At 58.9% G+C, this 16,193-nt stretch carries 9 protein-coding genes, 2 tRNA genes and 2 rRNA genes; 10 read left to right on the forward strand and 3 right to left on the reverse strand.

What is annotated here, in order from left to right; all coding sequences use genetic code 11:
• Positions 1-47: 47 nt before the first annotated feature.
• The 5 genes from ACM64M_RS09370 (at position 48) to ACM64M_RS09390 (ending at position 5,929) form a co-directional block, all read left to right on the forward strand.
• On the forward strand, positions 48-548 hold the full coding sequence (locus ACM64M_RS09370) for an outer membrane protein assembly factor BamE (RefSeq protein WP_416228426.1): 501 nt from the start codon (positions 48-50) through the stop codon (positions 546-548).
• 70 nt (positions 549-618) lie between these two features.
• Entirely contained in the window at positions 619-1,203 is a 585-nt protein-coding gene (hslV, locus tag ACM64M_RS09375) for an ATP-dependent protease subunit HslV (RefSeq protein ID WP_416228427.1), read from the forward strand.
• Positions 1,204-1,221: 18 nt separating this feature from the next.
• On the forward strand, positions 1,222-2,523 hold the full coding sequence (hslU, locus tag ACM64M_RS09380; RefSeq protein WP_416228428.1) for an ATP-dependent protease ATPase subunit HslU: 1,302 nt from the start codon (positions 1,222-1,224) through the stop codon (positions 2,521-2,523).
• 19 nt (positions 2,524-2,542) lie between these two features.
• The gene (locus ACM64M_RS09385; RefSeq protein ID WP_416228429.1) at positions 2,543-2,938 is read left to right on the forward strand and encodes an ACT domain-containing protein; all 396 of its coding nucleotides are present in this window, start codon (positions 2,543-2,545) and stop codon (positions 2,936-2,938) included.
• A gap of 102 nt (positions 2,939-3,040) precedes the next feature.
• On the forward strand, positions 3,041-5,929 hold the full coding sequence (locus ACM64M_RS09390) for a M16 family metallopeptidase (protein ID WP_416228430.1): 2,889 nt from the start codon (positions 3,041-3,043) through the stop codon (positions 5,927-5,929).
• A 3-nt stretch (positions 5,930-5,932) separates the two neighbouring features.
• Here the strand turns inward: ACM64M_RS09390 and ACM64M_RS09395 are convergent, their stop codons facing one another.
• From ACM64M_RS09395 to ACM64M_RS09405, 3 genes are all read right to left on the reverse strand, one after another.
• Positions 5,933-7,777 carry an ABCB family ABC transporter ATP-binding protein/permease gene (locus ACM64M_RS09395; protein WP_416228431.1) on the reverse strand — a complete coding sequence of 615 codons (1,845 nt, stop codon included), beginning with the start codon at positions 7,775-7,777 and terminating at the stop codon, positions 5,933-5,935.
• A gap of 73 nt (positions 7,778-7,850) precedes the next feature.
• Positions 7,851-8,912, reverse strand: coding sequence for an aspartyl protease family protein (locus ACM64M_RS09400; RefSeq protein WP_416228432.1), 1,062 nt, complete (start codon positions 8,910-8,912; stop codon positions 7,851-7,853).
• 112 nt (positions 8,913-9,024) lie between these two features.
• Positions 9,025-10,554, reverse strand: coding sequence for a lipopolysaccharide biosynthesis protein (locus tag ACM64M_RS09405; RefSeq protein WP_416228433.1), 1,530 nt, complete (start codon positions 10,552-10,554; stop codon positions 9,025-9,027).
• A gap of 608 nt (positions 10,555-11,162) precedes the next feature.
• Here ACM64M_RS09405 and ACM64M_RS09410 point away from each other — a divergent pair.
• The 5 genes from ACM64M_RS09410 to ACM64M_RS09430 all read left to right on the forward strand — a co-directional run bounded on the left by ACM64M_RS09410 (position 11,163) and on the right by ACM64M_RS09430 (position 16,057).
• Positions 11,163-12,649 (forward strand): 16S ribosomal RNA (locus ACM64M_RS09410).
• A 177-nt stretch (positions 12,650-12,826) separates the two neighbouring features.
• A tRNA-Ile gene (locus ACM64M_RS09415) sits at positions 12,827-12,903 on the forward strand.
• A gap of 11 nt (positions 12,904-12,914) precedes the next feature.
• Positions 12,915-12,990: transfer RNA gene (locus tag ACM64M_RS09420), tRNA-Ala, on the forward strand.
• 67 nt (positions 12,991-13,057) lie between these two features.
• Positions 13,058-13,276: a hypothetical protein gene (locus ACM64M_RS09425; protein ID WP_416228434.1), complete on the forward strand. Its 219-nt coding sequence runs from the start codon at positions 13,058-13,060 to the stop codon at positions 13,274-13,276.
• Positions 13,268-16,057 (forward strand): 23S ribosomal RNA (locus ACM64M_RS09430). The genes ACM64M_RS09425 and ACM64M_RS09430 overlap by 9 nt, the downstream gene beginning before the upstream one ends.
• Together the 16S and 23S rRNA genes with 2 tRNA genes alongside form the textbook arrangement of a ribosomal RNA operon.
• Positions 16,058-16,193 lie beyond the last annotated feature (136 nt).

A 16,193-nucleotide genomic window follows, 5' to 3' on the forward strand; every position in this document is an offset into this window, starting at 1 on the left:
GCAAGGTTTTGGCATAATACAGGTTCAGACGGGAATTGGTCGGCAAAATGGGTGTGAATGGTTCGGCAAATCGCCGCCTCCTTAATGGCAGATACGCGAAAGCAGCGGTGCTTGGATGCACGGTCATCGCGCTGGGTGCATGCACGTCGATCCGCGAATCGCGCGGGTTCATTAACGATCCGCTGCTGACCCGTTCGGTCCAGCCGGGGATCGACAATCGCCAATCGGTCGAAGGGACGCTGGGCCGTCCGACTTTCTCCAGCCAATATGGCGAACCGGTGTGGTATTATATCGCCAGCGAAACCGGCCGCCGTCCGTTTGTGCGCCCCCGTATCACTTCACATGCAGTGTTGGCGGTGCGGTTTGATGCGGCGGGCAATGTCGCGTCGGTTGAACGCAGCGGGATCGATGAAGTCGTTTATCTTCAACCCGACAGCGACATGACGCCGACGTTGGGGCGGGAACGTTCGTTCCTCGAAGACCTGTTCGGCAATATCGGTCAGGTGGGTGCGGGCGGTCCGGGTGCTGCTGGTCCCGGCGGGCCATAGCGCGGCCTGAACCGGGGGATTGATCCGCCGAAATCTTGACCCCTCTGGCGCAGCGCCCATATCGTTGGCCATGACAGATTTACATTCCAGCCATCTTTCCAGCCACGGCCTGATTCAGTGGCACGGCACCACCATCATCGGCGTAAAATGCGGCGGCAAGACCGTGATCGCGGGCGATGGTCAGGTATCCATGGGCAATACGGTGATGAAGCCCAACGCCCGCAAGGTTCGCCGCATCGGTGAAGGTGAACGGGTCGTCGCCGGGTTCGCCGGGGCGACCGCAGATGCCTTTACCCTGTTTGAACGGCTGGAACGCAAGCTTGAACAATATTCGGGCCAATTGATGCGCGCCGCGGTGGAATTGGCCAAGGATTGGCGCACCGACAAATATCTCCGCAATCTCGAAGCCCTGATGATCGTCGCCGATGCCGATGTGCTGCTCGTGCTGACCGGCAATGGCGATGTGCTGGAACCCGATGGCGGACCAAACTCGCAGATCGCCGCGATCGGTTCGGGCGGCAATTATGCGCTCGCCGCTGCGCGCGCGCTGTCCGATTACGAAGCGGATGCAGAAACAATCGCGCGCAAGGCAATGGCCGTCGCTGCCGACATCTGCGTTTTCACCAATGGCAATCTCACCGTTGAGACGGTTTGAGCATTCTCGAAAGCGACCATGACTGATAATCTTACACCCAAGGCGATTGTCGCCGCGCTTGACGATCACATCATCGGCCAAAGGGACGCCAAGCGCGCGGTCGCGGTGGCGCTGCGCAATCGCTGGCGTCGACAGCGGCTCGGCGCGGATCTGCGCGATGAGGTCACGCCCAAGAATATCCTGATGATTGGCCCCACCGGCTGCGGCAAGACCGAGATCAGCCGCCGTCTGGCCAGGCTTGCCGAGGCGCCGTTCATCAAGGTCGAGGCGACCAAATTCACCGAAGTCGGTTATGTCGGGCGCGACGTTGAACAGATCGCCCGCGACCTGGTCGAAGAGGCGATCCGGCTGGAAAAGGAACGCCGCCGCGAAGCGGTTCGCGAAACCGCATCCGAGGCGGCGATGGAACGCCTGCTCACCGCGCTGGTTGGCGACAGCGCATCCGAAGCGACCCGCGAAAGCTTTCGTCAGCGCATCGTCCAGAATGCGATGAACGATGTCGAGGTCGAGATCGACGTCTCGGACGCTCCCAACATGCCGTTCGACATGGGCAATATGGGCGGCAACATGCAGATGATCGATCTCAGTGACATGATGGGCAAGGCGTTTGGCAAGAAACATTCCAAGAAACAGAAACTGCGCGTGCCCGATGCTTGGGACAGGTTGGTCGAGGAAGAGGCGGACAAGCGGCTCGACGATGACGATGTGGCCCGCACCGCGCTGACCAATGCCGAAACCAACGGCATCGTGTTCCTTGACGAGATCGACAAGATCGCGGTCAGCGATGTGCGCGGCGGCAGCGTCAGCCGCGAAGGCGTGCAGCGCGACCTGCTTCCCTTGATCGAAGGGACGACGGTGGCGACCAAATATGGCCCGATGAAAACCGACCATGTGCTGTTCATCGCCAGCGGCGCGTTTCACGTTGCCAAACCGTCCGACATGCTCCCCGAATTGCAGGGCCGTCTGCCGATCCGGGTCGAACTGCGCGCGCTGACGCAGGAAGATTTCGTGCGCATCCTGTCGGAGACTCGCGCCAACCTCGTCGAACAATATCGCGCGTTGATCGCCACCGAGAATGTTACGCTTCAGATAACGAAGGATGCGGTGGAGGAAATCGCCAGCATCGCTGCGCGGGTCAATGAAAGCGTCGAGAATATCGGCGCACGGCGGTTGCAGACGGTGATGGAAAAACTGCTGGAGGAAATCAGTTTCGAGGCTGAGGATCATTCGGGAGAGACGATTGTGGTCGATGCCGATTATGTCCGCGAGCGGCTAAGCGATCTGGCGGGCAACACCGATCTGTCGAAATATATCCTTTAAGTTGGGGACCTGACCCAAGATGGTGCCCGGCACGATCCGCGATCTGAAGGCGATGCTGCTGGGTATGAGCCCGCGCCTGTCGGACCGCGTATGGTGTTTCCATAAGGTCTCCGATGCGCGGTTCATCCCCGACACCGCCTTTGCAATTATCCGCGAGGAAGAGGGTGTGTGCTGCATCCTTCCCGCGCAGGCCGCCCCCGCAGATGCCCCGCAATTCGCACAGATTACCCTTCGGGTGCATTCCGACCTCGAAGCGGTGGGGTTAACCGCTGCGGTTGCCAGTGTGCTCGCCAATTCGGGTATTGCCTGCAATGTGATTGCCGGCCTGCATCACGATCACTTGTTTGTGCCTTTTGCACAGCGCGACGAGGCGCTGGCGCTGCTGAACCGGTTAAGCCTCGACGCGCGTCGATAAATCCTGTGCGTTGACAGTATCACAGCCGCATTGGCGGTTGAAACGCGCGGCGCGGCGCGCTCTAGTGGCTCCGTCGAATTTCAAGATAACGGGGCCAATTTCATGATCCGCACGATACTGCTTTCAGGCGCCGCCGGGGCCGCAATGGCCGCCGCCGCGCCTGCGCTTGCCGACAATCATCAGGTAAGCGCCGCGGCAGAGACATTTCTATCGTCCGAAATTTCCGCGCCGCAAATCGAATACACGATGTGGACGCTGGACAATGGCCTGCGCGTTATCGCCATCCCTGATCCTGCCACCAGCACGGTGACGACTTCGCTATGGTATGACATCGGATCGAAGCTTGATCCCGAAGGCCGCAGCGGGTTCGCGCATCTGTTTGAACATATCCTCAGCCGCAAGACCGAGAATATGCCTTACAACATGATCTATGGGTTGACCGCGGATATTGGCGGCACGCGCAACGCATCGAACTGGATCGACCGCACCAATTATTACGAACAAGTCCCCGCCGCCTATCTCGAAACGATGCTGTGGACCCACCGGGAGCGGATGGCGAAGGTCGTGGTCGATGCCGAAGTGTTCGAAACCGAACGCGATGTGGTGAAGGAAGAATTGCGCCAGCGCGTGCTCGCGCCGCCCTATGGCCGGCTGCAACGCTTTGTGTTTCCCGAAAACGCCTATGATGTGATGCCGCATCGCCGCCCCGGCATCGGTTCGATCGAAGAACTCGACAGCGCGACGCTGGATGATGCGCGGGCCTTTTATGAGGCTTATTACGGGCCGGATACGGCGACGCTGATTATCGCGGGCAATTTTGAAATGGCGACGCTGCGCAATCTGGTCGATCAATACTTCGCTGATATTCCGCCGCGCGCCAACCCGGTGGATATTGCCATCGACACGCGCGAGAGCGAGCCGAGCGGCCCGCGCATTGTCAATGCGACCGCGCCCAATGTGCCGCTGCCGGTGATCGGCGGGGTGTGGAAAGGGCCGCCGACCACCCACGGCGATGCTGCTGCGCTCGAAGTGCTGGGGACGATCCTTGACGGCGGAGAGAACAGCCGCCTCGACAATGCGCTGGTGCGCAGCGGTCAGGCGGTCGATGCCTCATCGCAAATTGGGCTGTTCCGCGAGGCGGGCTCGTTGGGCGTTTATGCCATCGTGCGCGGGGCCGAGCAGATGGAGGTTGCCGGGGCGACGCTTGATGCGGAGCTGGAGCGGCTGCGCACCGAAATGGTAACGCCCGAAGAACTCGCCGAGGCCAAGAATGAGATCATCGCAGGCACTTTGCGCCGCCGCGAAACCGCACGGGGGCGGGCGTTTGAACTGGGCGAGGCGCTGGTTTCGAGCGGCGATCCCGATTTTGCCGACCGCCGCCTGACCGAAATCGGTGCGGTGACCGCCGCCGATGTGCTGCGCGTCGCGGCCGAATATCTCGATCCGCAAGACCGCGTTACGATTACCTATACAGCGGGACCGGATGATCCCGCCAGCTATGCCAACCCCGCGCCGATGCCGACGTTCCGCACATTGCCCCCGGCCACTGGCGAGATCCGGCAAGTCCGGGCCGAAGGCGAACGCATGGCCCCTCCCGGACCGGGCGCGAGCCCCGAAGTGGCGCGGCCCGAAGTGGTCGAAGCATCGCTGACCAACGGGATAAAGGTGGTCGCGGTGCAGACCGGCGAGGTGCCGATTGCGACCATTTCGATGATCGTTCCGGGCGGCAGCAAGACCGACCCCCGCGAGCGCGCCGGGATTGCGCAATTGGCGGCAAGCCTCGCAGACAAGGGTATTCATGGCATGGATGCCAGCGCAATCGCCGCGCGTTTTGAAAGTCTGGGCGCAAGTTTTGGCGGCAATGCTGGCAGCGACGGCACCAGTTTCAGTCTGACCGCGCCAGTCACCAATCTCGACGAAGCGGGCGCGTTGGCGGCGGCCATCGTCAAGGGCGCGATCTATCCCGACGAAGAGTTTGAGCGTGAGCGCAACCGCGCGGTCGATGGATTGCGCGTGCGGATGCAGGATCCTGGCGGGCTTTCGTCTTACGTTGCGCGCGTGGCGATGTACGGCGATGCGCCTTACGGGACGCAGCCCGACGGCACCGCAGACACTTTGGCGGCGATCAATCGCAACGATTTGCTGCTCCACCGCCAGCGCTATTTCCACCCCGACCGGATGCAGATCGTCATCAGCGGCGGCATAGCCCCCGATCAGGCGGTTTCCGTGGCAGAGGCGATGTTCGGCGATTGGCGCACCGATCTGTTGGCTGGCGCGATCCCGGTGGAATCCGCTGGCGAGGCGCAGCCGGTGCGCACCATCGTGATCGACATGCCGAACGCAGGTCAGGCCTCGGTCGTGGCAGCGGTGCGAGCGCCGGCGCGCACCAGCCCCGATTTCTATCCGCTGGAACTCGCCAACAGCGTGCTGGGCGGCGGGTCGAGCGGACGCTTGTTTGAAGAAGTGCGCACCAAGCGTTCGCTCAGCTACGGTGCCTATTCGGGCTTTGCCGACCGTGCCGACGAATCGATCCTGACCGCGAGCGCGCAGACAAAGAACGATTCCGCCGATGACGTCGCGCAGATTTTCCTCGATGAATTCGCGCGGCTGGGTTCAGAGGAATTGAGCGAAGACCTGCTGCAACGGCGGCGATTGTTCATGAACGGCGGTTATGCCCGCGCGCTGGAAACCAGCGGCGGGTTCAACGCAATCGTGGCGACGTTGCTGCAACAGGGTCTGCCCGCAGAAGAGGCCGCGCGCTATGCCGAACGTCTGGCCGCGGTCGGTCCCGATGCCGCCAGCGCTGCGGCGCAGGACTATGTCGATCCGGCCAAGGCGACATTGGTGATCGTTGGCGATGCCTCGCAATTCCTCGATGACCTTGCTGCGCTGCGCAGCAATATAGAGGTGATCCCGGCGGATGAGCTGGATCTGGCATCGGCGGATTTGCGGCGCGCGGCGGTGGCGGAGACTGAGGGCGCAGCGGAGTAGGCGTTACTCCGCCGCTTCCTTTTCCTCGCTGCGTTCGGCCGCCTGTTGCGCCCACATCGCGGCATAGAGCCCGCTGCTTGCCAGCAGTCCGGCGTGCGAGCCGCTTTCAGCCAATTTGCCGTCATCGAGCACAAGGATGCGGTCGGCGTCGGCAATCGTCGAAAGCCGGTGCGCAATCGCAATCGTTGTGCGCCCCTGCGCCAGCCGTTTGAGCGTGCCGAGAATTTCCTGTTCGGTGCGGGTGTCGAGCGCGCTGGTGGCCTCGTCCAGCAACAGGATCGGCGGGTTCTTGACCAAAGTGCGGGCAATGGCGACGCGCTGTTTCTCTCCGCCCGACAGTTTCAGCCCGCGTTCGCCGACGGTGGTGTCAAAGCCATCGGGCAGCCGTTCGATCAGCGGCATCAATGATGCATCGCGCGCGGCCTGTTCCACCGTGGCAAGATCGGCACCTTCGGCACCATAGGCGATGTTGTAGGCGAGCGTGTCGTTGAACAACACGCTGTCCTGCGGCACGATCCCGATTGCAGCGCGCACGCTTTCCTGTTGGACCTGCGCAATATCCTGACCGTCGATCAGGATGCGCCCGCTTTGCGGATCGTAGAAACGGAACAACAGGCGGCCAATCGTGCTCTTGCCCGCGCCCGAGGGGCCGACGATGGCGAGCGTGCTGCCCGCCGGGACCGTAAAGCTAAGCCCGTTGAGGATCGTGCGCTCCGGCTCATATCCAAATGTCACATTGTCAAACGCCAGCGAAGGTTCGCGCACCACCAGCGCGGGTGCGCCGGGCACATCGCGGACTTCGACATCGGCGTCCATCAGGCGGAACATCTCTGCCATATCGACCAGCCCCTGACGGATGGTGCGATAGACCCAGCCAAGCAAATCGAGCGGGCGGAACAGCTGCATCAGATAGGTGTTCACGAACACCAGATCGCCGACCGTCAGTTCGCCTTTGCTCCACCCCCAGACGGTGTAGATCATCGCGCCCGCCATCAGCGCATTGGTGATCCCCGATTGCACCACATTGAGCAGCGCGAGCGAGTTTTCCGATTTCACCGCCGCCATTGCATAGGCGCGCGCGGCCCCGGCATAGCGCACTTCCTCGCGCGTTTCGGCGCCGAAATATTTGACCGTTTCAAAATTCAGCAGCGAATCCACCGCGCGGTGCAGCGCCTGCCCATCCAGATCGTTCATCTCGCGCCGCAATTTGGTGCGCCATTCGGTGATCCAGCGGGTGACCAAGATATAGCTGACCACCGTCAACGCGGTCGCCGCGACCAGCTCCCACCCGAAATTGAGGTAGAAAATGATCCCCACCGCGACCAGTTCTATGGCGGTCGGGGCGATGTTGAAAAGCAGGAAATAGAGCATCGAATCGATGCTCTTGGTCCCGCGCTCGATAATCTTGGTAACCTCGCCGGTGCGGCGGTTGAGGTGGAAACGCAGCGACAGACGGTGAAGCCGGTGGAACACATCCTGCGCCAGGCTGAGCGTGGCCATCTGGCCCACCCGTTCAAACGCAACATTGCGCAGATTGTCGAAGATCAGCGCAGTAAAGCGGCCCAGCACAAACGCCGCGACCAGCGCCATGGCGACCTGCGCCCCGGCGGCGATCTCGGCGGCGGCACCCGATCCCTCCATCGCATCGACCGCGCCTTTATAGGCAAACGGCAGCGCGAGCGTGACCCCCTTGGCCGCGAGCACCAGCAGCATCGCCAGAACAATCCGCACCCGCAGCTCCAGATTGTCCTTGGGCCACAGATAGGGAAGGAACCGCAGCAGCGTGTTCCACCCTTCGGCAGGGGCAGGGGCGGCGGGCCGGTCAGAGGATGCGGTATCGGGGGGCATTGCGCCGCTGCATGTGGGCGCGCGCCGTGCCTACCGCAAGGTCATGAGTGCACAAGCTTGCAAAGCGATTGCGCTATTGCCGGACAGCACCATAGCCAGTGTGGCGTTGGCGCCGCAATTCGCGCGCCACATCGCGCGGCACATCGAACAGGATGCGCTGGCTGGCAAAATCAATCGCCACCCGATCAAACAATCGCAGATGTTGCATGCCGAGCGAGATGACCGGCTCATCCGAAAGACCAAGCGCATCAAAGGCGGGTGTATCGGCAAAGGCGAGCGCCACATTGCGCATCTGCAACCCGCCCACGTTGAGCGTGCGTACGGTGGACAATTGACCAACCAGCTCCACGCCGTTGACGTCGGTCGTGGTTACTTCCTGGGCGCGCGCATTGCGCAGCCGCTCGCGCAGCGCAAGATTGCCGATGCTCCCTTGCGCGCCAGTGTCGATGATAACCGTCGCGCTGACCCCTTCGACCACGGCGTTGGTGATCAGCAGCTGGCCGAGTTGCTGGCGCGCGCGCACGATTATCTCGAACCCGCTGCGCGAGCCGCGCTCTACCGAGACATCTTGCAGGGTGATCGTTTCTTCGCGGAAATCGATCAGCACGCGGAAATCCTGCAGGCTGTCGAGCCCGATGATGCCATCTGCGCCAACATGCTGACGGTCGAGCACGGGGGAGATCAGGTCGCGGATCGTGTGGCTGCCGAATGTCATGGAATCGACCTCGACGACATTGACCGGGCGGCTGCTGGCCATCCCGACCAGCGTTGCGGTGCCGAACGGTGTCAGTTGCAACCCTTCATTGATCTGGTGGGTGACGGCGGTGGCCTGACTGCCGGTGTCGATCATGAAATCATACGGCCCTGCGCCTTCGATCATGACCGGCACGGTGAGGCGGCGCGCGGCGTCGCGTTCAAGATCGAGCACTTCGGTCGCGGGATCGGCCAGGTTGGGCGCGACCGGCTCGATTGCGGGAGGCACAGCAGAGGGCCCGGTCGTCAGCGGCGGGGCAAGCGGCGGTTCGACCGCTGCGGCTATCGCGCTGTTGCTGATCGTGTTATGGGCCGCGCCGCTCCCGATCAAACTGGCGGCCAAACTGGCGGCGATGGCGGGCATTGCCCATACATATTTCATGGCTTTTTCCCATCCCGAACGCGCTGGCATTATCCAGCGTCAAGCGGCGCATCATACCAGAGAACGGGTGCCACCCCAAATACCCCGGTCGATTGGCATCGGGTGTTGGAATTCAGGCGGCAGCGACGACCGCTTCGCGGTTGCGCACAATCGCCCAGGTTTCCATCACGATCCCGCGATAGAAGAACCAGAATGTCGCGGCATAGGCGGCGGCCCCCAGACCGGCGTGCAGCGCCAGCGCGATCAGCGGGCTGGAAACCGGCGCAATGTGCTGAAGCGTCAAGACCGCTGCGGCCATCACCGCGCAGGCGAGCGCAATCGGGGAAAGTGCAGCAAACAGCGCTATTGGGGACACAGCGATCCGGGGCAGGGTGACCGCCAGTGTCGCCGCGCATAGCAGCGGCGCGCCAATCCACCACGCATGCACCAGCCCCATCGCTCCGGCACTGACACTCCACAGAAAGACGGCGGGGAAAATCACCGCTCCGCAGATCGAAGTGAACAGATAGACGCGCGGCCTGCCCATCGCATTGGTAACCGGCGAACAGATCAATTGCAGCGCAAAGGCGGGCATGGCGATAGCCAGTCCGGCGACAATCGGGATCAGTTCGGTCCATTTTTCGCCCATCAGCACGAGAATCGCGTTCTCGCTGGTCAGCGCAAGGCCGACATAGACCGGCGCGCTGACCATCATCACCAGTCGGGCGGTCTTGAGGAAATAGGGGCCAAGCGGTTTGCCCGCGCGGTGCAATTGCGAATAGGCCGCCAGTGCGACTTCATTGATCGGCGGGATAAACCGGCCCGTCACGATCAGCGTCAGGAACAAAGCCTGAGTGTAAAGGCCAAGATCATGCGTATCCATAAACCGACCGGCGATCACCACGTCGCTCTGGCTCTGGATGATCCAGAACAGCTGGCACAGCGTCAATGTGCCGCCAAAGGTCAGCATATCCCATGCGCCGCGCGGGTCGAAGATGGGGCGCACCCACAGCTGCGCGGCCAGCATCAGCCCTGCTGCGCGGGTGACGAATATCGACAGGCCGGCATAGATCAGCGCCCACACGCCCCAGCCCAGCCACGCCAGCAACAATGCCGTCAATGCCCCGACCACGGCGCTGGCGATGTTGACCTGACCCTGTTTGCGAAACTGCAATCCGCGCGCCAGCCATTCGGATGGGAGCGCGATAAAGGGGATGGTGAGGAATATCGCGGCCTGCACCCGCAGGAGCTGAGCCACCACTGGCTCCTCGAAATAGGCCGCAGCATAGGGAGCAAACAAGAACTGGATGGCTGCCAATAGTCCATTGGCCAGCAGCAACATCCCGAACACCTGCCCGATGCGCCGATTATCCAGCCTGTCGGTCTGCACTATCGAGGTCGCAAAACTTTGTCCGTTGAGGAAAGCGAGCGCGGTCACCACCACCTGGCTCATGGCGAACAGGCCGTAATCGGAAGGGTCGAGCAGGCGCACGACCAGAAAGGTCGATGTCCAGGTGATGATCTGCGCCCCGACCTGCGCGCCCCAACGCCACACCACCGCCGTCCGCACGCGCGACGCGAACCCGCTGGCGTCATGCGCATCGGGCTCGGCGTGGCTGGCAGCGCCGTAGATTGATTCGGCCGAAGGCGCCTTTGGGTCCATCTGCGCCGATCTAGGCGCGAAAGGTGAAGAAATGACCCAACCTTTGGCTCGATTCTGCCGGGAACCGCAGCGCATCAAGGGCTATGATTGTTAATGCGGGGTTGATTCTGGCCTGATGAAACCCAGATTGATGGGGCTTAAGGAGCCTCGGAATGGCGGATTTCTGCGATCTTTGCGGGTCATTGAAATAAAATTGCAAAAAGGCGTTGACCGAATCTCGAAGCGCGCATAGATGGGCTCCACCGACGCGGCGCTGACGGTTTCTACCGGCTCCGCAAGCGTTGGTCGCCAACATAAACGGATAGCCGGTCCCCCGGTGTAAATCGGGGAAACCATCGCTGTCCGCTATTACTGTCTGGCGGGCTCTTTGACATTGTTAGTTTTTGATGAAGGGACATGTGGGCGACGGCGCCAGGTCCGGGGGTTTTAAGGCTCCGGATACCTGTTAAAATAAGCCGATTGCCACATCCTTCCAGGCTCCACAGTCTGGATGTGATGATGCATGTTCATTCGTATCCATTACGTTTGACAGTGCAGGTATCGGCTCCTTGAAGCTCATGCCAAGCAGGTTGATGGGGTTTTCCCCATGCTTGTTTAGTATGTGACACAAACTTGAGAGTTTGATCCTGGCTCAGAACGAACGCTGGCGGCATGCCTAACACATGCAAGTCGAACGAACCCTTCGGGGTTAGTGGCGCACGGGTGCGTAACGCGTGGGAACCTGCCTTTAGGTTCGGAATAACTCAGAGAAATTTGAGCTAATACCGGATGATGTCTTCGGACCAAAGATTTATCGCCTTTAGATGGGCCCGCGTTAGATTAGATAGTTGGTGGGGTAATGGCCTACCAAGTCGACGATCTATAGCTGGTCTGAGAGGATGATCAGCCACACTGGGACTGAGACACGGCCCAGACTCCTACGGGAGGCAGCAGTGGGGAATATTGGACAATGGGCGAAAGCCTGATCCAGCAATGCCGCGTGAGTGATGAAGGCCTTAGGGTTGTAAAGCTCTTTTACCAGGGATGATAATGACAGTACCTGGAGAATAAGCTCCGGCTAACTCCGTGCCAGCAGCCGCGGTAATACGGAGGGAGCTAGCGTTGTTCGGAATTACTGGGCGTAAAGCGAACGTAGGCGGCTATCCAAGTCAGGGGTGAAATCCCGGAGCTCAACTCCGGAACTGCCCTTGAAACTAGGTAGCTAGAATCCTGGAGAGGTTAGTGGAATTCCGAGTGTAGAGGTGAAATTCGTAGATATTCGGAAGAACACCAGTGGCGAAGGCGACTGACTGGACAGGTATTGACGCTGAGGTTCGAAAGCGTGGGGAGCAAACAGGATTAGATACCCTGGTAGTCCACGCCGTAAACGATGATAACTAGTTGTTCGGGTTCACAGAACTTGAGTGACGCAGCTAACGCATTAAGTTATCCGCCTGGGGAGTACGGTCGCAAGATTAAAACTCAAAGGAATTGACGGGGGCCTGCACAAGCGGTGGAGCATGTGGTTTAATTCGAAGCAACGCGCAGAACCTTACCAGCCTTTGACATCCTAGGACGGTTTCTGGAGACAGATTCCTTCCCTTCGGGGACCTAGTGACAGGTGCTGCATGGCTGTCGTCAGCTCGTGTCGTGAGATGTTGGGTTAAGTCCCGCAACGAGCGCAACCCTCGTCCTTAGTTGCCATCATTTAGTTGGGCACTTTAAGGAAACTGCCGGTGATAAGCCGGAGGAAGGTGGGGATGACGTCAAGTCCTCATGGCCCTTACAGGCTGGGCTACACACGTGCTACAATGGCATCTACAGTGAGCAGCGATCCCGCGAGGGCTAGCTAATCTCCAAAAGATGTCTCAGTTCGGATTGTTCTCTGCAACTCGAGAGCATGAAGGCGGAATCGCTAGTAATCGCGGATCAGCATGCCGCGGTGAATACGTTCCCAGGCCTTGTACACACCGCCCGTCACACCATGGGAGTTGGATTCACTCGAAGGCGTTGAGCTAACCCGTAAGGGAGGCAGGCGACCACAGTGGGTTTAGCGACTGGGGTGAAGTCGTAACAAGGTAGCCGTAGGGGAACCTGCGGCTGGATCACCTCCTTTCTAAGGATTTTTACGAAAGCGTCTGGGCTAGTCCCGGAAAGTGCTTCGTAATCTCCAAAGAACATTGCCGTCGTCCTCATGTCCTTTCATCAATCGGAAACAACGCTTTCAGGGTGTTGTTATCCTGAGTTGGCTCACACGCCCCTCGCGGCCATGCGGCCAGCGCAGGACAGGTGTGGGCCTGTAGCTCAGTTGGTTAGAGCGCACCCCTGATAAGGGTGAGGTCAGAAGTTCAAATCTTCTCAGGCCCACCATTTTACCTTTAGGGGCCTTAGCTCAGCTGGGAGAGCACCTGCTTTGCAAGCAGGGGGTCATCGGTTCGATCCCGATAGGCTCCACCAGGTAATCCGATAGATGAAAAGAGATCAGATCCTTGCCCGAAGCAATTCGGAGCTGAGGTAGGCGGCATTGGCCGCTGCATTTGACATTGTGAATGGGTTTTTAAATCGATGCCGTGGCGGTATCGTCGCAAAGGGTCAGACCTTCGGGGCTGAGTTCTATTGCGATCGATATCATCACAAAATCAATCAAATTGATTATCTGGCTGAGATAATTTTTCCGCATCATCGCAAAGGCGCACGGTCGTTATACAAGGCTGTCGTTGATGGTGTGGACTCTCAAGCGTGAGGTAAGAGCATTTGGTGGATGCCTTGGCATGTACAGGCGAAGAAGGACGTGGCACGCTGCGATAAGCGTCGGGGAGTTGTGAGCAAACTTTGATCCGGCGATTTCCGAATGGGGAAACCCACCTTCACCATTTCTTCCAGTATCCTTTCGGGGATGCCGGGCGAGGTGGATAAGGTATCACCTTAGTGAATATATAGCTTTGGTGAAGCAAACCCGGGGAACTGAAACATCTCAGTACCTGGAGGAAAAGACATCAACAGAGATTCCCGTAGTAGTGGCGAGCGAACCGGGACCAGGCCAGTGCCTTTTGGTGAATTAACAGAACACTTTGGAAAGAGTGGCCATAGTGGGTGATAGCCCCGTATGTAAAAGTAATCCAAAAGGACTTGAGTAGGGCGGGACACGTGAAATCCTGTCTGAACATGGGGGGACCACCCTCCAAGCCTAAATACTCGTACATGACCGATAGCGAACACAGTACCGTGAGGGAAAGGTGAAAAGCACCCCGATTAGGGGAGTGAAACAGTACCTGAAACCGAATGCTTACAATCAGTTGGAGCCTCTTTAGGGGGTGACAGCGTACCTCTTGTATAATGGGTCAGTGACTTAATCTAACATGCAAGCTTAAGCCGTTAGGTGTAGGCGAAGCGAAAGCGAGTCTGAATAGGGCGACTGAGTATGTTGGATTAGACCCGAACCCCGGCGATCTAGGCATGACCAGGTTGAAGGTGCGGTAACACGCACTGGAGGACCGAACCGTTTAATGTTGAAAAATTATCGGATGAGTTGTGTTTAGGGGTGAAAGGCCAATCAAGCCGGGAAATAGCTGGTTCTCCGCGAAATCTATTTAGGTAGAGCGTCAGATGTATGCCGATGGGGGTAGAGCACTGGATGGGCTAGGGCTGCGCGAGCGGTACCAAACCTAACCAAACTCCGAATACCATCGAGTCTTGTCTGGCAGACAGACGGCGGGTGCTAAGGTCCGTCGTCAAAAGGGAAACAGCCCTAACCTACAGCTAAGGTCCCCAAGTCATCACTAAGTGGTAAAGCATGTGGGAATCCCAAAACAACCAGGAGGTTGGCTTAGAAGCAGCCATCCTTTAAAGAAAGCGTAACAGCTCACTGGTCTAAATAAGGGTTCCTGCGGCGAAAATGTATCGGGGCTAAAGTGATGCACCGAAGCTTAGGGTTGCAGTTTACTGCAGCGGTAGCGGAGCGTTCCGTAAGTGGTTGAAGCCGAAGGGTAACCGACGGTGGACATATCGGAAGTGCGAATGCTGACATGAGTAGCGATAAAGAGGGTGAGACACCCTCTCGCCGAAAGACCAAGGGTTCCTGCTCAACGCTAATCGGAGCAGGGTTAGCCGGCCCCTAAGACGAGCCCGAAGGGGGTAGTCGATGGGAACCACGTAAATATTCGTGGGCTTGGAGATGTGTGACGGATGGTGGAAGTTGTGTGGCCTTATTGGATTGGTCATGCAGCCAAGCTGTTCCAGGAAATAGCCTCTCCGTATAAACCGTACCCGAAACCGACACAGGTGGTCAGGTAGAGTATACCAAGGCGTTTGAGAGAAGTATCCTGAAGGAACTCGGCAAATTGCCTCCGTACCTTCGGAAGAAGGAGGCCCTCTCACTGGGCAACCAGTGTGGAGGGGGCACAGGCCAGGGGGTAGCGACTGTTTATCAAAAACACAGGACTCTGCTAAGTCGGCTTCAAGACGACGTATAGGGTCTGACGCCTGCCCGGTGCTTGAAGGTTAAGAGGAGGAGTGCAAGCTCCGAATTGAAGCCCAAGTAAACGGCGGCCGTAACTATAACGGTCCTAAGGTAGCGAAATTCCTTGTCGGGTAAGTTCCGACCTGCACGAATGGCGTAACGACTTCCCCACTGTCTCCAGGATATGCTCAGCGAAATTGAATTCTCCGTGAAGATGCGGAGTACCCGCGGTTAGACGGAAAGACCCCGTGCACCTTTACTGCAACTTCAGAGTGGCATTAGGAAAGAGTTGTGTAGCATAGGTGGGAGGCTTTGAAACTTGGGCGCCAGTCCAAGTGGAGCCATAGGTGAAATACCACCCTGCTGTTTTCTGATGTCTAACTAACTACCGTTATCCGGTAGTAGGACCCTCTGTGGTGGGTAGTTTGACTGGGGCGGTCGCCTCCTAAAGAGTAACGGAGGCGCGCGATGGTAGGCTCAGGCCGGTTGGAAACCGGCTGCGAGAGTGCAATGGCATAAGCCTGCCTGACTGCGAGACCGACGGGTCGAGCAGAGACGAAAGTCGGTCATAGTGATCCGGTGGTCCCTCGTGGAAGGGCCATCGCTCAACGGATAAAAGGTACGCCGGGGATAACAGGCTGATGATTCCCAAGAGCTCATATCGACGGAATCGTTTGGCACCTCGATGTCGGCTCATCACATCCTGGGGCTGGAGCAGGTCCCAAGGGTTTGGCTGTTCGCCAATTAAAGTGGTACGTGAGCTGGGTTCAGAACGTCGCGAGACAGTTTGGTCCCTATCTGCCGTGGGCGTCGATACTTGAAAGGAGTTGCCCCTAGTACGAGAGGACCGGGGTGAACATACCTCTGGTGTACCAGTCATGCCGCCAGGCGTGCCGCTGGGTAGCTATGTATGGACGGGATAACCGCTGAAAGCATCTAAGCGGGAAGCCTCCCTTGAGATTAGGTATCTTCGAACCGTCATAGACCATGACGTTGATAGGCTGGGTGTGGAAGCGCAGTAATGTGTGAAGCTAACCAGTCCTAATAGTTCTTATCGCGCTTGAGAGTTTGCACTGTCAACGTCAGCTTTGCTGCACGTTGGTCGGAGAAATTCTTCAGCCAGATACGCCCTTTACCAATTCATGCAGTGTGATTGCGCTGTATGACATCGATTTAAAACCCGCACTTTCGCTGGCCCCAT

Origin of the sequence: Qipengyuania sp. ASV99, from assembly GCF_047872805.1 — a bacterium.
Taxonomy (GTDB): Bacteria; Pseudomonadota; Alphaproteobacteria; order Sphingomonadales; family Sphingomonadaceae; genus Erythrobacter.